The sequence below is a fragment of the Caballeronia sp. SBC1 genome (genome assembly GCF_011493005.1).
In the GTDB taxonomy this organism is placed as follows: domain Bacteria; phylum Pseudomonadota; class Gammaproteobacteria; order Burkholderiales; family Burkholderiaceae; genus Caballeronia.
Genome location: NZ_CP049156.1, coordinates 458,112 through 477,995, shown reverse-complemented (window position 1 = coordinate 477,995; position 19,884 = coordinate 458,112). Strand labels below are relative to the sequence as shown.

The window sequence follows — 19,884 nt, the reverse complement described above, 5'->3', positions numbered from 1 at the left end:
TAAAGCGTTTCAAACCCGTGCCGACTCGCCCACCTCCACCGCATCACCCGCCCCCTCTTCCGGCTCCGCTGCCTTCTGCTGTTGCAGCGCCCACATCTGCGCAAACAGCCCTCCGGCGCGGACCAGTTCGGCATGCGTGCCGCGCTCCACAATCCGCCCGTGATCCATCACGATAATCTGCTGCGCGTGAACCACCGTCGATAACCGGTGCGCAATAATCAACGTTGTACGTTCCTGCGCGATCATGTCCAGCTCGTGCTGAATCGCGCGTTCCGATTTCGAATCGAGCGCGGACGTGGCTTCATCGAAGATGAGAAGCGGCGGGTTCTTGAGCAAAGTCCGCGCAATTGCCACCCGCTGCTTCTCCCCTCCCGACAACTTCAACCCACGCTCGCCCACCGGCGTCTCATACCCCGCCGGCAAACTTTCGATGAACTCATGAATGTGCGCTGCCCGCGCCGCCGCGATCACTTCATCGCGTGAAGCCGAAGGCCGGCCATATGCAATGTTGTAGTAGATCGAATCGTTGAAGAGCACCGTATCCTGCGGCACGATGCCAATGGCCGCGCGCAGCGAATCCTGCGCGACATCGCGGATATCCTGGCCGTCCAGCAGAATCTGCCCGCCTTGTTCACGGTCGAGATCATAGAAACGGAACAGCAAACGGCCAAGCGTCGATTTGCCCGAACCACTATGACCGACCACCGCCGTCGTGGTCCCGGCCGGAATCGTGAAATCAACGCCATGCAGGATCGGCCGAGCGCGTTCGTACGAGAAGTTCACGTTCTCGAACCGCACCTCCGCACCCTTCACGGCCAGCGGCGGCGCGTTCGGCACATCCGGCACTTCACGCCCGGCGCCGAGCAAGGTGAACATGCGGTCCATATCGGTGAGACTCTGCTTGAGCTCGCGATACACCACGCCCAGGAAATTCAGCGGGATATACAACTGCAGCATGAACGTGTTGATCAGCACGAGATCGCCGAGCGTCAGATGCCCAGCAATAACGCCCTGCGTCGCGCGCCAGAGAATGAACACGAGCCCCGTGCCAATGATGAATTGCTGACCGAAGTTAAGCACTGACAACGACCGCTGCGAGCGAATGGCCGCCGTACGATAGCGCCGCAGGTTTTCATCGTAACGCTGCGCTTCCCACTCTTCGTTGCCGAAATACTTCACGGTCTCGTAGTTCAACAAGGAATCGATGGCCCGCGAATTCGCCTTCGAATCCAGCTCGTTCATCGTGCGCCGGAAGTGCGTTCGCCACTCGGTGAGCTTGATCGTGAACACGATGTACGTCACCAGCGCGATCAACGTGACAATCGCGTAATACGCTTCGTATTTGGCAACGAAAAATCCGAGCACGAGGCCGACTTCCACGAGCGTCGGCAGGATGCTGTAGAGCGAATATGAAACGAGTTGCTGAATGCCGCGCGTGCCGCGTTCAATGTCCCGCGACATGCCGCCGGTCTGCCGGTCGAGATGAAACCGCAGCGACAGCGAATGCAAATGCCGGAACACTTTCAGCGCGAGTTGCCGCACGGCGCTTTCAGTGACCTTCGCGAACAGCATTTCACGCAGTTCGGTGAATAGCGACGTAGACAGGCGCACGACCGCATACGCCACGACCAGCAATCCCACGCCGCTCACCAGGATGATTGCCGCGGAATCCTGCGCCCGTCCGAGCGCGGTCAGATGCTGGATGGAACTGAGGCTGTCGATGACCTTTTTCATCACGATCGGCACGCCCAGATTCGCGACCTTCGCGCCGATCAGGCAGGTCAGCGCAAACCCGACGCGCCATTTGTACGTGGCCAGGTACGGCAGCAGCGAGAGAATGGTCTGCCAGTCGTTACGCGGGCCTTTCGCGACGGGAGCCGGTTCGGAAGGAGAGTTGCGGCGCATGGATTCAAGGTCTGCAGAGGTCCGCGCCGCAAAGTGAAACGGCGCCGGACGAGCGAGGTATCGCGGGACGGGCGCCCGTCTCAAAATGCGGGCTTTCCCGTACAATTCGATGTTTCCCGGCGCGGGAAGCGATTCATCAAGCCTCCGCCAAACGCCCTAAAAGCACGCTAAACGGCTGAAAATCGGTCGAGCGCAAAGCAACATCGTTTAATGCTGCATTGTCGCAGAAGGTGCCACGGCGCGCTGACCGCCGGCATCCCGTCACTCTTTCATGGAAATCCGCCCGTGACCCAATCCCTGCAACTCCCGAACAAACCGGTCGCGCTGCGCGTGGTGCCGCAACCGTCCGATGCCAACGTCCACGGCGACGTCTTCGGCGGCTGGATCATGGCGCAAGTGGACATCGCCGGATCGATCCCGGCCAGCCGGCGCGCGAACGGGCGCGTGGCAACCATCTCCGTGAATTCGTTCGTGTTCAAGCAGCCGGTGTTTGTCGGCGATTTGCTGAGCTTTTATACGGATATCGTGAAGACGGGCAACACGTCGGTGACCGTATCGGTCGAGGTCTATGCGCAGCGCATGAGCCTGGCGGAAGACGTGGTGAAGGTGACGGAAGCCACGTTGACCTACGTTGCCACTGACAGCGACCGTCGTCCGCGCGCATTGCCGGCGCTGGACTGATCAGAAGCGCTCTCGCGCACACCGAGCCGCCGGCTGGTCCGGCTGTTGAGCAACAACGCGGGAATCTCGCTGGCAGGCAGCGGCGGCGAGAAGAAAAATCCCTGCATCTCGTCGCAATTGCGGGCGATGAGGAAGTCCAGTTGCACCGCCGTCTCCACGCCCTCCGCGATCACCTGCAACTCGAGCGAGTGAGCGAGCGCGATGATCGCTGAAGTAATCGTTTCATTGCCTCCCGATGTGCCGATATCCGCCACGAACGAGCGGTCGATCTTCAACCGGTCCACCGGAAAGCGCTTCAGATAACTGAGGCTTGAATACCCGGTCCCGAAGTCGTCAATGGCGATGCTGATGCCGAGCGCGGCCAGCTCCGACAACGTGGTGACGGTGTCTTCCCCGTTGCGCATGATCGCGCTCTCGGTAAGCTCGATTTCGAGGTAATGCGGCGCAAGCCCCGTTTCCGCCAGCACGGTCGTCACCAGTACGCGGATATCGCGCTGCTGGAATTGCCGCGCCGACAGATTCACCGACATCCGCGCCGGCGGCAATCCCTCATCCTGCCATGCCTTGTTTTGCCTGCATGCCTCGCGCAGGACCCACTCGGACAGTGGCCCGATCAGGCCACATTCTTCGGCCACTGGAATAAACGCGTTCGGCGAAACCAGCCCGAATTCCGGGTCCATCCACCGCACGAGCGCCTCCATGCCGACAATCTCGCCCGTCGTCAGCTCCACTTGCGGCTGGTAGTGCAGCAGGAATTCATCGTCACGCAGAGCACGCCGCAAACGCCGCTCGACGTCCATCCGCGCCCCCACGCTCGCATTCATGTCCGGCTGATAGAACTGGTACGTGTTGCGTCCCATGTCCTTCGCCCGATACATCGCGATATCGGCTTTCTTGAGCACGGTTTCGCCGTCGTCGCCGTCTTGCGGGAACAGGCTCGCGCCCATGCTGCAGCCCACGTACATTTCCGTGCCATCGAGCCATACCGGGTCCGAAATGGCGCTCCGCACGCGCTCCATCCAGGCAATCAGCGCGCTTTCGCCAGCCATGTCCGGAAGCACGATCACGAACTCGTCGCCGCCGTGGCGCGCGACCGTATCGCCGGCGCGGCCGCACCGCGCCAGCCGCTCGGCGACCACCGCGAGCAACCGGTCGCCTACGCTATGGCCGAGGCTGTCGTTGACGTTCTTGAAGCCATCGAGATCGACGAAAACCACGGCCAGCGTGGTGTCCTCCTGGCGTGCCCGATCAATCGCGTGTTGCAGCCGGTTACGCAGCAGATTGCGGTTGGGCAGCCGTGTAAGCGTGTCGTAGTTCGCCTGATATTCGAGCTGCTCCTGATAGCGGACTACTTCAGTGACGTCGTTGATCACGCCAATATGATGCGTCGTGCGCCCTTGTGCATCGGGTACGGGCGCAATGAATAGCTGATTCCAGAACAGCACGCCATCTTTACGATAATTGCGCAGCACCGCGCTCGCTTCGCGGTTCGCGGCCAGACCCGTGCGGATTGCCTGGAGTCCTTCCTGGTCGAGATCGTCGCGCTGGAGGAAACGGCAATCGCGCCCCACGATATCGGCCGGGTCGTAGCCGGTAATGCGTTTGAACGCCGGATTCGCGTATTCGATCACGTTGCCCGTGGCGCTCGTGGCGGTGATCAATACGGCGTTCACGCAGGCATCCAGCGCCCGGCTTTGCAAGCGCAGCGCGAGTTCGGCGCGCTTGCGCTCGGTCGTATCGTCGTACGAACCCAGCACGCCGATAATGCGCCCCGCCCCGTCGAGCAGCGGCATCTTGCTGGTGATCGACGCACGCACTTCACCATCGCGCTGAACGTCGCATTCCTGGTTCATCAGCGGCTGGCCGGTTGCGATGACCTGGAGGTCGTCCGCACGAAGTTGCACGGCCGAGCGCCACCAGGGCAGCTCGGCATCGGTCATGCCGACCACCTGTTCTGTACTGGCGAGACCGGCATCGCGGGCAAAGGCGGAATTGCAGCCCAGATAACGCGATTCGCGGTCCTTCCAGAAGATCCGCTGCGGAATATTGTCGATAAGCGATTCCAGCATCTGCTTCGAACGCCGTGCCTCGGTCTCCGCATTGATGCGGTCGGTGACATCGTTAGCCAGCATGAAAATGCCCGGCTGCCCCGAATAGGTCAGCGCGTGCGACGAGATGTCAGCGCTCACCTGCGCACCGTCGCGACGCTTGTGGCGCCAGACGCCCGCCGGCCGTTGTGCGCCCGTCTGGCGCGGCTGACTATCCGGCTGACTATCCGGATGACTGCGCGTATGGCTGCCCGCAGGGCGCGCGAGAAGTGTGGCGAAGTGGTCGAAGTCGGCGGCGGCGTGCAGGTCGCGCATGCTCATCGACAGGAATTCGAGCTCGTTGTAGCCGTAATGCGCAAGCGCCGCCGGGTTCACCGCTACGAAGCGATACGTCGCGGCATCGACAATCCACATGGGTACCGGATGCGCGTCGAACAGATCGCGGAAACGCTCGTTGCTGCGCTGCATTGCCCGGGCGATGCGCAACTTGTCACGCGCCGATTTCTCGTGGCGCGCGAAGGTGTAGATCAGCGCGCCGCCGCCGGCGAGCATGGTGAGGATCAGCAGGATGACCGCGCGACGCGACGCCAGCGCGGATTCGTTGAGCGCCATCGCGAGCGAATCGGCTTCCCTGGCGCGCAGCACTGCCAGTTCGATATCGAGTGATTGCTGGTCCTCGGCGAGCCGGCGAACCGCCTGCCGAGCCCAGTCGCGGGGCGCGCCAGGCGTGTCTATGCCGGCGCGTTCGAACGCGGATTGAGCATCGCGTTTCGCGATTCGCGCGCTTTCGCCGAGCAGGTGGAACGCGCCTTTCATGTCGGGTTCGTAATCGAACTGGGCGCGCAGGCCGCTTTCCAGCGCGTTGATATGCGCTTCACGCGCCTCGCGAACGTCGGCCGGCTTGAGTACGCCGCTTGCTTCGTACCAGCTGATTTCCGGGAGGATTTCGCCGAGAGCGCTACGGTACGCGTCGAGGTCGCGCATCAGGCTGAGCGAGCGCCGCGTGCGCGCGTCGGCATCGCTTTGGCGGTCAATTTGCTGGTACGCGACGAATGCGTTCGCCCCCATGGCGATCAGAACGACGGCCAGGTTCACCAGCAGACGGCGGGAAAAAAATGAGTTCATGGGTTCGATCGCCGTCCGGGACGCGGGGCTGGGAAGACTGGGCGCGTCTTCGTATCGATTTCCGTGCATCGATAGCTAGTTATCGGCAGGCGTGCGGGGGAATTTAGGGTGGGCGCTTAAAAGACGCCTTTTAAGGGTAGGTGGTTGGGCGGGCAAGCGCGGCAAACGGCCAGACGGCAGATGGGCCGCCATGGACGGTCTGCTGCGGAGCGCGCCGTCAGCGTAGGCTCGCTCGCGGCAGGGTGTTCAGGTTTGGGTTACAGCAGGCGCACCGCGGTTTCCCTCTCGGGATTGATTCCGATCGCGAGTTCCAGCAGCTTCTGCTTGAAGTGGATTCGCTCGCGCCAGATTTTTGCAAGCAAACTTCAACCATCGCCTCTCAATATCCGGCGGCCAATGTCCACAGGCGCGAAAAAATCTCAATCAGCCAGGCCAAATTCCCGCATCGCAGGAACGAAGTCGTGGTTGACATCGGCCTTGCGCGATAACTTCGCCAACGCATAGCGCTGGAACCGCGAAAGCTCCGACCATCGCCCAAGACTCGGCGAACTGACTCCGCACAAACTACTCTGGCGAATCACGGTTTCAGGCACCACGTCCGTATGCGCCCAGATCGGATCGCGATCCGGTTCGAATGTCTCCGGCGCCGCGTCGGCGTGCGTTCTAAGCATCTCGGCAATCGCCTGGTCGAAATTGGATTCGATCTCGGCGTCGTCTTCAATAGGAAAGCGCGCGAGCAACTCGCGGTCGCTGTGCGGCAGTCTTCGCCACTGGTCGAGCGAAATGCGCTGGCCAAAGCGGTCCAGGTTAAAGCGCACGACGAGCGGAATGAAGCTCAGATTCTCCGTCGACTCCAGTTCGAATCCGAACAGGCGCGGAGCGTCGTAAAGTGCCATGGCAGGTGCCTCGTAGGCGTGATGGACAAGGAAAGCGGGTGAGGCCGCGGTAGGTTATCGTAGGGCCTTGAACGGCTTGTAGTGTGTCTGCTGCCCCATAAAGCAGCAAGCGTTATGCCCGAATTTATCTCGAAAATACTGGTCGGAAGCGGCAAAAACGCGGCTAAAACGCGACATCGAAAGCAATCAGCAAGTGAGTCATGCAATGAATGAGACAGATATCGACGATCAACCCGGCTACGTACAGCGCCCGGTGCGGCGGCACCGGCTGGGCGAAACACGCGACGCCGCCGATGACGTCGGCCAGGAATGGCCGGTCGCGCTCGTGTACAACGGCATTTCGCACGCCGTCATGATGTGCACGCCGCGCGACCTGGAAGCGTTCGCGGTCGGCTTTTCGCTGACGGAAGGCATTGTGGAGCGCGGCAGCGATATCCACGACATCGAGGTATTTTTCCACGATACCCCCGCCGGCGACACCTTGCCGCACGCTGAAGTGCATCTGCAGGTGGTGCAGCAGGCGTTTGTCGCGCTGAAGCAGAAACGCCGGGCGCTGGCCGGGCGCACGGGCTGCGGAGTGTGCGGGATCGAGAGTATCGATTTGCTGGATCTGCAACCTGAACGCGTGCCTGATACCGGCTTCCTGAGCCGACTTGCGAATGACGCCGTTGCTCATGCCGCGCGTGAATTGCCCGCGCATCAGCAGTTGTCGAAGCTGACCGGCGGATTGCATGCGGCCGCGTGGTGCGACGAAACCGGCGCGATCAAATGCGCGTTCGAGGACGTGGGCCGCCATAACGCGCTCGATAAACTGATCGGGCATCTGGTGCTGGAACGCGTGGACACCACACAAGGTTTCGTATTCCTTTCGAGCCGGGCAAGCTATGAACTCGTGCGCAAGTCGGCGCGGGTCGGCGTGCCAATGCTCGTCACCATTTCCGCGCCTACGTCGCTGGCAATTTCCATCGCGGAAAAAGCGGGGTTGCGGCTGGTGAGTTTTGCGCGAGAGAACGGCTTCGTGGAGTACGGGCGAGTGGACGGCACCGCGCGTTGAGCGAAGCCTTGATGTGCTTCAAACGTCGCCTGAAACGCGCCGCCGCCCACGGGGCCAGAACTTGAGCCCCTGTTTTTCAGGAGCCCAAGCCGGTCATCAATTAAACCGGCTGAAATCCGGCTTGCGCTTCTCAAAGAACGCCGTGAACGCTTCCTTCGCCTCGGGCGCGGTCAGCATGTGCGCGAAGTGTCCCGCCTCTGCCGCCATCTGCGCGCTAACTTCTGTCGCCTGACCACCCTTCATCAACGCCTTGGTCGCCTTCAGCGATGCCGGGGGCAACGCTGCAAGCTTTTTCGCCTGTTTCAGAGCGAAGTCGTCCACCTCTTCCGCCGATAAAACCCGGTTCACGATCCCCATGTTCGCAGCCTCGGCGGCGTCGAACGGTTCGCCCAGCAGCAGCTTCTCCGCCGCCCGCTGATAACCCGCAATGCGCGGCAACAGCAAGCTCGATGCAGCCTCCGGACACAGCCCGAGCTGCACGAACGGCAACGCGAATTTTGCTGTAGACGCTGCGTAAACCAAGTCGCAATGCAACAGCATTGTCGTGCCGATCCCCACAGCCCCGCCCGCCACCGCCGCCACCACTGGCTTCTGCGCGGTGCTGATGCGGCGCAGGAACTGGAACACGGGCGCGTCCTGGCTAGCAGGCGGCGCTTTCATGAAGTCCTCGATATCGTTGCCCGCGCTGAACGTATCGCCCACCGCGCGGATCAGCACCACGCGCACGGCGTGGTCGTTTTCAGCATCGAAGAAAGCGTCGGCCATGTCTTGATACATCGCCGCTGTCAGGGCGTTCTTGCGGGCCGGACGGTTGATGGTGATGCTCAGCACGCCGTCGACGTGTTCGGTGATGATGTCCATTCTCGTCTCCTGAATGAAGAAACGGTCCGCGAACCGGATGGTGCGCGAACCGTCGTTCTACGTTTTACGCTTTAGCGAAGCCCCCGGTTTTACGGTTCACATCCGTTCGATAATGCCCGCCGCGCCCATGCCCGTTCCCACGCACATGGTCACCATGCCGTACTTCAGGTTGCGCCGGCGCAAGCCGTGAACCACGGTCGCGGCACGAATGGCGCCGGTCGCGCCAAGCGGATGGCCCAACGCAATCGCGCCGCCCAGCGGATTGATCTTCGACGGATCAAGTCCGAGGTCCTGAATCACCGCGAGCGATTGCGCCGCGAACGCTTCGTTCAGTTCGACCCAGTCGATATCGTCCTGGGTCAAACCCGCCGCTTTTAACGCTGCGGGAATCGCTTCCTTCGGCCCGATGCCCATGATTTCCGGCGGCACGCCACGCACTGCGAAGCTCACGAAACGCGCCAGCGGCGTCAAGTTGAATTGCTTCAGAATCTTCTCGCTGACCACGATCAACGCGCCCGCGCCATCGGAGGTCTGCGAGCTGTTGCCCGCCGTGACCGAACCCTTCGCGGCGAAAACGGGACGCAGCTTGGCGAGCCCTTCCATCGTCGTGTCCTGGCGCGGGCCTTCGTCGTTCCTGATCTCGCGTGCGTTGACGCGGATCTCGCCCGTGGCCAGATCCGGGAACCGTTCGTTCAGCGTGAACGCCGCGATTTCATCGTTGAACTCGCCGGTGCGCTGCGCTTCCAAAGCGCGTCGATGCGATTCCACCGAGAACGCGTCCTGCGCTTCACGGCTGATCTTCCAGCGCTCCGCCACGCGTTCGGCCGTCAAGCCCATGCCGTAAGCAATGCCGACGTTCTCGTCACGATCGAAGATATGCGGTGACAGCGATGGCTTGTTGCCCATCATGGGCACCATGCTCATCGACTCACATCCGCCCGCGATCATCACGTCCGATTCGCCCACGCGAATCCGGTCGGCAGCCATCGCCAATGCGGTCACGCCTGATGCGCAGAACCGGTTCACTGTCACGCCGCCAACCGAGTTTGGCAGGCCGGCGAGCAGCGCGCCGATACGCGCCACGTTCAGCCCTTGCTCGCCTTCGGGGATCGCGCAACCGATGATCGAGTCTTCGATCAGCTTCGTATCCAGCCCCGGCACTTGCGCAACCGCTGAGCGGATCGCGTGGACCAGCAGTTCATCCGGGCGCGTGTTTTTGAAGATGCCACGCGGCGCCTTGCCGATAGGCGTCCGGCTCGCGGCGACAATATATGCGTCCTGCACTTGTTTGCTCATTTGCAGCTCCAATATTTTGCGCGCGCGTTAGTTACGAACCGGCTTGCCGGTCTGCAACATGCCCATGATCCGTTCCTGCGTCTTCGCGGTGCCGAGCAAGTCGACAAACGCACGACGCTCCAGCGCCAGCAGCCATTCTTCATCGACCAGACTGCCTGCTTCCACGTCACCGCCGCACACGGCTTCCGCGATACGGCTCGCGATCAGGAAATCGTGGTCACTGATGAAGCGGCCGTCGCGCATATTCACCAGCGACGCCTTGATCGTCGAGATCGCCGAGCGTCCTGCCACGGGGATTTGCACGGCCCGCAACGGCGCACGATAACCAGCAGCGCTCAAAGCCCGCGCTTCCTTCTTCGCGATATCGAGCAATTCGTGCACGTTGAAAACGATCGTGTCCGATGCCTTCAGATAACCCATCGCGCGTGCTTCCAGCGCCGATGCCGAGACCTTCGCCATCGCGGCGTTTTCAAACGATTTCTGCAGGAATTTCAAAAGATCGCTGGTCGCGTTCACGGCACTGGCAGCGGTCGCTGCACGCAACACCGCTTCCTTCAAACCACCGCCTGCGGGCACGAGCCCGACGCCCACTTCCACCAGCCCCATATAGCTTTCGATATGCGCCACGCGCTTAGCCGAATGCAGTGCAAGTTCGCAACCGCCGCCGAGCGCGATGCCCGATACAGCGGCCACCACCGGCACGCTCGCGTACTTCACGCGCAACATGCCTTGCTGGAACGTCTTAACGAACGGTTCGATACCCTTCGCGCCGCCCATCATGAACGCGGGCATGGCTTCTTCGAGGTTCGCACCAGCCGAGAACGCGCCGCCCGGATTGCCGAGCTTCAACGCGGACGTTTGCCAGATCACGACGCCCTTGTAATCGGCTTCGGCGAGTTCGATCGCTTTCGTCAAACCTTCGATCACCGCCGGTCCAATCGTGTTCATCTTGCTTTTGAACGAGACGATCACGACATCGTCTTCGCCCGCGCGGTCATCGACCCAGGCGCGCACGGCGTCGGTTTCGAACAGCGTCTTGCCGTAGGTTTTCGGATCGACGCCCGCTTCACCGATCAACGGTGCGCGGAAAACCTGCTTCTTGTAGACATCAAGCGATGAACGCGGAATGAATTTAGAAGCTGCAGGCGACCACGATCCTTCAGCGGTATGCACGCCGCCCTTCTCGGCCACGGGACCGTCGAATACCCACGATGGCAACGGCGTTTTCGACAGCGCCTTGCCTGCCTCGATATCTTCCTTCACCCATTGCGCGACTTGCGTCCAGCCAGCCGCTTGCCAGCCTTCGAACGGGCCTTCGTTCCAGCCGAAACCCCAGCGGATGGCGAGATCGATATCGCGGGCATTGTCTGCAACGGACTCGAGATGCACGCCGATGTAATGGAACACATCGCGGAAAATGGACCACAGGAACTGAGCTTGCGGATGCTGCGATTCGCGCAACAGCTTCAGGCGTTCAGCCGGCGGACGCTTCAGGATACGGCCGACAAGTTCATCCGCCTTGCCGCCGCCATCAACGTATGTGCCCGTCTTCGGGTCCAGCACCTTGATTGCTTTACCTTCCTTCTTGTAGAACCCCGCGCCCGACTTTTGTCCCAAAGCGCCGTTCTTCACCAAACCAGCGAGCACGGCCGGCGTTTCATACAACGCGAAGAAAGGATCGTCCGGCAAGTTGTCCTGCATCGTCTTGATGACGTGCGCCATGGTGTCCAGACCGACCACATCGGCCGTGCGGAACGTCGCCGATTTTGCGCGGCCCAGACGGGCGCCGGTCAGGTCATCGACTTCATCGAAACGCAGTCCGAACTTCTCTGCTTCCGCGATTACCGCGAGAATCGAAAACACGCCCACGCGATTCGCGATGAAATTCGGCGTGTCCTTCGCCCGCACGACGCCCTTGCCAACCACGCTCGTCAGGAACGTTTCAAGTTGATCGAGAATCTCCGGCCGCGTTGTATCGGTCGGGATCAGTTCGACCAAGTGCATGTAGCGCGGCGGATTGAAAAAGTGCACGCCGCAGAAACGCGCCTTGAGTTCATCGGAGAAACCCTTCGACAACTCCGTGATCGACAGCCCCGACGTATTGGTCGCGAAAATCGCCTTTGCACCAATATACGGCGACACCTTCTTGTACAAGTCGTGCTTCCAGTCCATGCGCTCGGCGATCGCTTCGATCACGAGATCACACTCTTTCAGCTTCTCGATGTCGTCATCGTAGTTCGCGGGCTGGATGTATTGCGCGTCGTCCTTCACGCCGAACGGCGCGGGCGACAGCTTCTTCAGATTCTCGATCGCTTTCAACGCGATGCCGTTCTTCGGGCCTTCTTTAGCCGGCAGGTCGAACAGCAGGACTGGCACCTGGGCGTTGATCAGGTGCGCAGCGATCTGCGCGCCCATCACGCCGGCACCGAGTACGGCCACCTTGCGTATGTTCAGATTGCTCACGTTGTGTCTCCGGGAGAGGTATTCGGTAAGACGATGCGGCGCGTTATCCAGACCGGATAACGCGCCGCAGTGCAAAAGAGGCCTAGAACAAGGCTTCGTCGTAGTCCATCAGCGTCTTCGATCCTGCGCGCGCGGCGCGAATAGTCGATGCGGTTTCAGGCAGCAGCTTGGCGAAGTAGAACCGCGCGGTGGCGAGCTTCGCTTTGTAGAACGGATCGCCTTCGGCTTCCTTGTCCAGCGCAATACGTGCCATGCGCGCCCAGAAATACGAGAACACCAGATGCCCGACCGTACGCATATAAGGCACGGCGGCGGCGCCGACTTCGTCCGGATTCTGCATCGCCTTCATGCCGATTTCCATGGTCAGCTTCTGTACTTTGTCACCAATGTCCGCGAGCGGGTTGATGAACTCCTGCATCTCCGGCTTCACGCCTTCTGCTTCCACGAAGTCGGTCACGAGCTTGCCGAACTTCTTCAGCTTCGCGCCCATGTCGCCGAGAATCTTGCGGCCGAGCAGATCCAACGCCTGAATCGAATTCGTGCCTTCGTAGATCATGTTGATGCGGGCATCGCGCACGTATTGCTCCATGCCCCATTCGGAGATGAAACCATGGCCGCCGTAGATCTGCATGCCCATGTTCGTGCCTTCGAACGCGTTGTCGGTCAGGAACGCCTTGATGACCGGCGTGAGCAGCGCGACGAGATCGGCGGCGTCCTTGCGTGCGGATTCATCGGCGTGGGACAGCTCCTTGTCGATGTTCAGCGCAGCCCAGTACGTGAACGCACGGCCCGCTTCGGCGTAGGCTTTTTGCGTGAGCAACATGCGGCGAACATCCGGATGCACGATGATCGGATCAGCCGCTTTTTCCGGCGCTTTCGGACCGGTCAGCGAACGCATTTGCAGGCGTTCCTTCGCGTACACGAGCGAGTTCTGATACGCAATTTCCGTCAGCCCCAGTCCTTGCATGCCAACGCCGAGACGTGCCGCGTTCATCATGACGAACATGGCGTTCAAGCCCTTGTTCGGCTCACCGACCAGCCAGCCCTTCGCGTTGTCCAGATTGATCACGCACGTGGAGTTACCGTGAATGCCCATCTTGTGTTCGATGGAACCGCACTTCACGCCGTTGCGTTCACCGGCAGCGCCCGCGTCAGTCGGAATGAACTTCGGCACGATGAAAAGCGAGATGCCCTTCGTACCAATAGGTGCGCCCGGCAGACGAGCCAACACCAGATGCACGATGTTCTCGGCCAGATCATGTTCACCGCTGGAAATGAAGATTTTCGTGCCGCTGATGGCGTACGAACCGTCGCTATTCGGTTCGGCCTTCGTGCGCAGCATTCCCAGGTCCGTACCGCAATGCGGTTCGGTCAGGCACATGGTGCCCGTCCAGGTGCCATCAACGAGTTTCGGCAAGTACGTTTTCTGCAATTCGGGCGCGCCATGCGCGTGAACGCATTCATACGCGCCGTGCGACAAGCCGGGGTACATCGTCCAGGCCTGGTTCGCCGAATTCAGCATTTCGAACAGCGCGTTGTTCACGAACGCCGGCAGGCCCTGGCCGCCGTATTCCGGATCGCAACCCAGTGCTGGCCAGCCCGCTTCCACGTATTGCCTGTAGGTTTCCTTGAACCCCGCCGGCGTGCGCACGACACCGTCGCCTTCGTACGTGCAACCTTCGCGGTCGCCAATCTGGTTCAGCGGAAAAAGCACCTCGGCGCAAAACTTGCCGGCCTCTTCGAGAACCTGATTGATGGTATCTGCGTCGAGGTCGGCATGCTTTGGCATGTTCTTGACCTCGGCTTCCACATTGAGCAATTCGTGCAAGACAAATTGCATGTCACGCAGCGGCGCTGTGTACTGTCCCATTTTTCTTCTCCAAGTGTCCAGGAAGCTTGGGCCTTGGTCGCCGCCGAATCTGCCGTACAGCAGCCCTCTGCTGATCCGCCCGACGCCTAATGGCCGTTGCTTTGATACGAAACAATCGTTTTTTCCAGCGCGTCCCGCGTCAGTTGCACCGCCTCCGGCAAGTGCAGGAAACGCGCATCATGATGCAGGCCGAGCGTGAAGCTATAGAGTTCAAACAGCATTAACGCCGGATCTGTGTCCGCCCGCAAATGCCCTTCGTCTTGCGCCTGCCTGATTGCACGCGTGAGCGCCGCTCGCCACGTGGTCACGCTGTGTACTAGTTGCTCGCGGACCGCACTGTCGGCGCGATCGTCGTACTCCACCGCGCCGCTGATGTAAATACAGCCCGTTGTCACTTCTTCAATGCGCTTTTCCATCCAGCGCGCCAGCATTGAACGCAAGCGCGGCAAACCGCGTGCTTCGCGCAGGCTTGGGTAGAACACTTCGTCTTCAAAGCGACGGTGGTATTCCTTCACCACTTCCACCTGAAGGTCCTCGCGCGAGCCGAAATGCGCAAACACGCCGCTCTTGCTCATTTGCATCCGTTCGGCCAGCAAGCCGATCGTCAAACCCTCAAGTCCGTCCCTGCTTGCCAGGTCCAGCGCAGCATCGAGGATCGCGACTCGTGTCTGTTCGCCTTTTCGCATGATCTTTACCGTTTTCATTGAATCGAAATAAAATCGAACGGCCGTACTATTGTTATAGCATGCCGTTCATGAAACAAGCTTTTTATTAGAAACCGGGGTCTAACTTTTGACCACATCAATAGGATGAGTCTTAGTTTGTCCCGGTTTGTAGGCGGGCAGCCAGTCGGGGCTGCCCGGGTTTGACCGCCGGGCGCTTTTAACACCTCAATCGTAGCGGCCGATGGTGAGCATTTTCATCATCGTGCGATACGCGTTGTAGGCGAGCCAGTTAAGCAAACGCTCACCAGCCGGGCGCGCCGCGTATTGCTCGACGGTAATCGGGCGGCCTTCGTGGAAAGCAGCCAGGATCGCGTCGCGCAGCTTCACGATCTCATTCTCATGGTTCACAAGCACCATGTTCGCCTCATTGTTCAACACCAGGCTCAATGCGTCCAAATTTGACGATCCAACCGTAGCCCAGTTCGAATCCACCACGGCCACTTTACCGTGCAGGATGGTCTTCTCGTATTCCGCGATCCGCACGCCGTACTTCAGGAGATTGCGATACAAGAACGGCGTGGCGTAATCGAGCGCGACAAACTCCTTTCTTCCAATCACCAGTGTGACGCGTACGCCACGCTGCGCTGCGCGGGCCAGTGCTCGGCGCAGCTTGCGCCCCGGCATGAAATACGGATTCGCCAGCATCACTTCTTTTTCCGCGTGCGAAATCGCGGCGAGATACGCCTTTTCGATTGCGCGCCGGTTCAGCAGGTTGTCGCGGGCGACGAACGCCACGCACGGTTGATCGACAGCGTGGATCAGCCCCCGTCGCGCTCGCAGGCGTGCTCGCAATGCGCGCCGGTTCGTTCTCGACGATGCACCCGGCGTAGGTTCCTGATCCTGCTGCCGCGGCGCCAGCGGCTTCACGCCGAGGCGAATTCTCTGCCATTGGAGATCGAAGGCTTCGCGCACGTCCTTGACCACGGGCCCTTGCGCTTCCAGCGCGAAATCCCAGCGCGCGTGGTCAAGATGGACGCCGTTCTGCTCGAAGTCATCGACAATATTGATCCCGCCGCAGAACGCGATGTGCCGGTCGATGACCACGAGCTTTCGATGCGTCCGCGAGAACCCAAGCTGCCCGAAAAGATGTGGGTTGTACACGCGATGCTCGACGTTCGCCTGCGCCCATTCATCGAAGAGCGGAAGTTTCGCGGTGCCAATGCCGTCGGTGATCACGCGTACGTGCACGCCGCGCCGGGCCGCGTTCATCAGCGCGGTAGAAACGGCGCGGCCGGCTGCGTCGTCGCAAAAGATGTAGGTCTCAAGCGAGACCTCGTGCTGCGCGGCGTCGATGCGTTCAATCAGCGCCGGGAAAAATTCCACGCCGGATTTGAACAGCCGCACCGTGTTGTTGATGGTAAAGCACAGCCGTAACGGGCGGCGTCCGCCAAACAAGGCTAGCTTGAGTCGGGCGAACCGCCGTTTGGGCGTGCCGAAACTGATCACCGGCTGTGCTCCGCCAGGCGCTCGGGCAACTGCAGGATCGCCTCACGATTCGACGATGAAAAACACTTCGCGGCCGCCTCGCGAAACGGCAGCCAGAGGAAGGCAGTGTGCTCGCGCGGCGCGAGCGTCACTTGAACGCAATGCGGGACGAGCAGGCTGAACTGGTGCTCCACGTTGCGCACGACACCTTCTGCATAGCGATGCCGCCATTCAGGATAGATGTCGTATTCAATCTGATGATGCCAGTCGATCAGCGATCGTTCTGGTACGGCCGGGCTGCCGACCACGATGCCCGTTTCCTCGGCGACTTCGCGCGCCGCGGTCAGGACCAGCGGTTCGTCGATGTGATCTTTTGAACCCGTCACGGACTGCCAGAAACCCGGCCGGTCATAGCGCTCAATGACAAGCACGTCCAGTTCGGGCGTATGGATAACAACGAGGACAGACTCGGGAATTTTCGGCGGCTTGGACATGATGGGAACGTTGCGGCCTTTATAGGAGGCTGGCCGAAGAATGTAACCTAAAAACGGAAAAAGGCGCACCGGGCGGCGGTTTCGTTTCGTCTGTTGCAAATGGGGGACGGGGCAGGTTGCTGTCGAGCGAGCAATGAGGGTTGGGAGCGGTGTGATGAAAGCGCTATCGGTCCATCGTCTCGGCGCCAATTTAATAGTTGCGGCCCCAGGTCAAGAATCGTCGCAAAGGGCGCTTTTGAGGAGCCCCGTAAACCGAAAAAGGCGCCTGCGGCGCCTTTTTCGTTTCATACCGTGTTACTCGTTACGCTTACTGCGGCTTCGGTTCCGGCTGACGCAAACGAATATGCAGTTCCTTCAACTGCTTTTCGTCCACTTCGCTCGGTGCTTGCGTCAACAAATCCGTCGCGCGCTGCGTCTTCGGGAACGCGATCACGTCGCGGATCGAATCAGCACCGGCCATCATCGTGACGATACGGTCGAGCCCGAACGCAATACCACCATGCGGCGGCGCGCCGTACTGAAGCGCGTCGAGCAGGAACCCGAACTTGATACGCGCTTCTTCAGCGTTGATCTTGAGCGCGCGGAACACCTTGCTCTGCACTTCTTCCTGATAAATCCGCACCGATCCGCCGCCGATTTCCCAGCCGTTCAGCACCATGTCGTACGCCTTCGCGAGGCAGCGGCCCGGGTCCGTTTCCAGATATTCCAGATGCTCGTCCTTCGGGCTCGTGAACGGGTGATGCGCAGCCACGTAGCGGTTGTCTTCCTCGTCGAACTCGAACATGGGGAAGTCGGTCACCCACAGCGGCTTCCAGCCTGCTTCGAACAATCCGTTCGCACGGCCGAATTCCGAATGACCGATCTTCAGACGCAACGCGCCCAGGCTGTCGTTCACGACTTTCGAACGATCCGCTGCGAAGAAAATGATGTCGCCGTTCTGCGCGCCGGTGCGCTCGATGATCGCGGTGATCGATGCGTCGTGCAGGTTCTTCACGATCGGGCTTTGCAGGCCGTCGCGACCCTTCGCGATGTCATTCACCTTGATCCAGGCCAGGCCCTTCGCGCCGTAGATGCGCACGAATTCCGTGTAGCCGTCGATCTCGCTACGCGACATCTCGCCACCACGCGGCACGCGGATCGCCGCCACGCGGCCGTCCTTGGAATTAGCCGGCGTGCTGAAGACCTTGAAATCGACGTCGCGAACGGCGTCCGTCAGGTCCGTGAATTCCAGCTTCACACGCAGATCCGGCTTGTCCGAGCCGAAACGGCGCATGGCTTCCGAATACAGCATGACCGGGAATTTCTCGTCGAGCGAGACGTTGATGGTTTCCTTGAAGACGTGACGGATCATCGCTTCGAACAGATCGCGGATCTCCTGTTCCGTCAAAAACGACGTTTCACAGTCGATCTGCGTGAATTCCGGCTGACGATCCGCGCGCAAGTCTTCGTCGCGGAAACATTTCACGATCTGGTAGTAGCGGTCAAAGTTCGCGACCATCAGCAATTGCTTGAACAATTGCGGCGACTGCGGCAGCGCGAAGAACTGACCCGGGTTCGTACGTGACGGCACCAGGTAATCGCGCGCACCTTCCGGCGTGCTCTTGGTGAGCATCGGCGTTTCAATATCGATAAAACCCTGCGCGTCTAGGTACTTGCGCACTTCAATAGCCACGCGGTAACGCAAACGCAGGTTCTGCTGCATCTGCGGACGGCGCAGGTCAAGCACGCGATGCGTAAGGCGCGTGGTTTCGGAGAGGTTGTCGTCGTCGAGCTGGAACGGCGGCGTCACCGAAGCGTTCAGCACATTCAGCTCATGGCACAGCACTTCAATCTTGCCGCTCGTCAGCCCGGCGTTCGCCGTGCCTTCCGGACGAGCGCGCACCAAGCCCTTCACCTGCACGCAAAACTCGCCGCGTACGCCTTCGGCCACCTTGAACATTTCAGCGCGATCCGGATCGCATACAACCTGCACCAGGCCCTCGCGATCCCGCAAATCGATAAAAATAACGCCGCCATGGTCGCGCCGGCGATGTACCCAGCCGCACAGCGAAACGTTTTGGCCCAGCAGAGCTTCGGTCACCAGACCGCAGTATTCAGATCTCATCGACATGATGTTGTGTCTTTCGTTATTCATTGATCAACGGTGCGCGCGCACACGCCCAAAGCGTTGTGCGCAGCGCGCCGGCATTACAGCGGCGGATCGACGGGGCGGCGCGGCGCAGCCTGCGCTTGCGGCATGGACGGCGCGACTACTCCCATAGATACGATGTACTTCAACGCAGCATCGACAGACATGTCGAGCTCGATGACTTCGCTTTTCGGCACCATCAGGAAGAATCCCGAGGTGGGATTCGGCGTGGTCGGCACATAGACGCTCACATGATCTTCAGTCAGGTGATTGACCACGTCGCCGCCGGGAATACCCGTCAGGAAACCGATAGTGTAGGACCCCGAATGCGGGTAACGGATCAGCAGTGCCTTGCGAAACGCGTTGCCGCTGCTGGAGAGCAACGTGTCCGACACTTGTTTAACGCTGGTATACAGCGGCCCGACCACGGGAATGTGACGCACGATCACATCCCACCACTCGACCAGTTTCTGGCCGATGAAGTTCTGCGTGAGCAAGCCCACGACAAAGATGAAGGCGAGCGTCAGCACAGCGCCGAGGCCCGGCAGATGGAAGCCGAACAGCTTCTCGGGCTGCCAGGATTCCGGCAGCAGCAGGAGCGTCTGGTCCATGGTCCCGATCACGAGCCCGATCACCCACAGCGTGATGGCGAGCGGAACCAGCACCAGCAGGCCGGTTGCGAACACGGATTTCAACGTAGTCTTTTTGGTCGTCATTTACACAGCCGGAAGGCCGCCCCGCGTGGGCTTTCGCGGTTTGGCTGGTTCGCCGCCCGGCGCACATTCATGTGCTTCGAGCGGTCATCTTCTTGCGTGCGATCGGACAGATCGAGCAGATCGTGCAACTGAGCGAGCTTGCGGCACGGGCCGGGCAAGATTGCGTTGCAGGCTTCGCGCTTTGTACAAACGGCGAG

14 protein-coding genes are annotated in these 19,884 nt (G+C 60.5%); 2 read left to right on the top strand and 12 right to left on the bottom strand.

Translation table 11 applies throughout. The annotated features are described in order from the left end of the window. Positions 1–9 precede the first annotated feature (9 nt). A complete protein-coding gene (locus SBC1_RS02105; protein WP_165086140.1) occupies positions 10–1,905 on the bottom strand; it encodes an ABC transporter ATP-binding protein/permease in 1,896 nt (631 codons plus the stop codon). 285 nt (positions 1,906–2,190) lie between these two features. On the opposite strand from SBC1_RS02105, the gene SBC1_RS02100 reads away from it, so the two are divergent. Continuing rightward, a complete protein-coding gene (locus SBC1_RS02100; protein WP_089158798.1) occupies positions 2,191–2,586 on the top strand; it encodes an acyl-CoA thioesterase in 396 nt (131 codons plus the stop codon). On the opposite strand, the gene SBC1_RS02095 is transcribed toward SBC1_RS02100, so the two are convergent. Both SBC1_RS02095 and SBC1_RS02090 read right to left on the bottom strand, forming a co-directional pair. Further along, on the bottom strand, positions 2,532–5,759 hold the full coding sequence (locus SBC1_RS02095) for an EAL domain-containing protein (RefSeq protein WP_165987111.1): 3,228 nt from the start codon (positions 5,757–5,759) through the stop codon (positions 2,532–2,534). The two genes, SBC1_RS02100 and SBC1_RS02095, sit on opposite strands and share 55 nt — an antisense overlap. Positions 5,760–6,178: 419 nt before the next feature. Beyond that, on the bottom strand, positions 6,179–6,655 hold the full coding sequence (locus SBC1_RS02090; protein ID WP_165086133.1) for a nitrate reductase associated protein: 477 nt from the start codon (positions 6,653–6,655) through the stop codon (positions 6,179–6,181). A gap of 205 nt (positions 6,656–6,860) precedes the next feature. Here SBC1_RS02090 and fdhD point away from each other — a divergent pair, with 205 nt between their 5' ends. Continuing rightward, positions 6,861–7,709 (top strand): formate dehydrogenase accessory sulfurtransferase FdhD, encoded by an 849-nt coding sequence (fdhD, locus tag SBC1_RS02085; RefSeq protein ID WP_165987109.1) that lies wholly within the window; start codon positions 6,861–6,863, stop codon positions 7,707–7,709. A gap of 96 nt (positions 7,710–7,805) precedes the next feature. Here the strand turns inward: fdhD and SBC1_RS02080 are convergent, their stop codons facing one another. The 9 genes from SBC1_RS02080 to SBC1_RS02040 form a co-directional block, all read right to left on the bottom strand. Then, complete coding sequence (locus SBC1_RS02080; RefSeq protein WP_165987108.1) at positions 7,806–8,570, bottom strand: enoyl-CoA hydratase; 765 nt, start codon at positions 8,568–8,570, stop codon at positions 7,806–7,808. Positions 8,571–8,666: 96 nt separating this feature from the next. Further along, entirely contained in the window at positions 8,667–9,866 is a 1,200-nt protein-coding gene (locus SBC1_RS02075; protein WP_165987106.1) for an acetyl-CoA C-acyltransferase, read from the bottom strand. 27 nt (positions 9,867–9,893) lie between these two features. Further along, positions 9,894–12,329 carry a 3-hydroxyacyl-CoA dehydrogenase/enoyl-CoA hydratase family protein gene (locus tag SBC1_RS02070; RefSeq protein ID WP_165987104.1) on the bottom strand — a complete coding sequence of 812 codons (2,436 nt, stop codon included), beginning with the start codon at positions 12,327–12,329 and terminating at the stop codon, positions 9,894–9,896. A gap of 82 nt (positions 12,330–12,411) precedes the next feature. Continuing rightward, positions 12,412–14,199: an acyl-CoA dehydrogenase C-terminal domain-containing protein gene (locus tag SBC1_RS02065; RefSeq protein ID WP_165987102.1), complete on the bottom strand. Its 1,788-nt coding sequence runs from the start codon at positions 14,197–14,199 to the stop codon at positions 12,412–12,414. Between the two features lie 86 nt (positions 14,200–14,285). Continuing rightward, a complete protein-coding gene (locus SBC1_RS02060; RefSeq protein ID WP_165987100.1) occupies positions 14,286–14,885 on the bottom strand; it encodes a TetR/AcrR family transcriptional regulator in 600 nt (199 codons plus the stop codon). Between the two features lie 204 nt (positions 14,886–15,089). Then, the gene (clsB, locus tag SBC1_RS02055) at positions 15,090–16,319 is read right to left on the bottom strand and encodes a cardiolipin synthase ClsB (RefSeq protein WP_241202068.1); all 1,230 of its coding nucleotides are present in this window, start codon (positions 16,317–16,319) and stop codon (positions 15,090–15,092) included. A 47-nt stretch (positions 16,320–16,366) separates the two neighbouring features. Continuing rightward, complete coding sequence (gene nudB, locus SBC1_RS02050) at positions 16,367–16,843, bottom strand: dihydroneopterin triphosphate diphosphatase (RefSeq protein ID WP_165086115.1); 477 nt, start codon at positions 16,841–16,843, stop codon at positions 16,367–16,369. Positions 16,844–17,150: 307 nt separating this feature from the next. Further along, on the bottom strand, positions 17,151–18,953 hold the full coding sequence (aspS, locus tag SBC1_RS02045) for an aspartate--tRNA ligase (RefSeq protein ID WP_165086113.1): 1,803 nt from the start codon (positions 18,951–18,953) through the stop codon (positions 17,151–17,153). Between the two features lie 77 nt (positions 18,954–19,030). After that, positions 19,031–19,687, bottom strand: a complete 657-nt coding sequence (locus SBC1_RS02040; protein WP_165086110.1) for a DUF502 domain-containing protein — start codon at positions 19,685–19,687, stop codon at positions 19,031–19,033. Between the last annotated feature and the right edge of the window lie 197 nt (positions 19,688–19,884).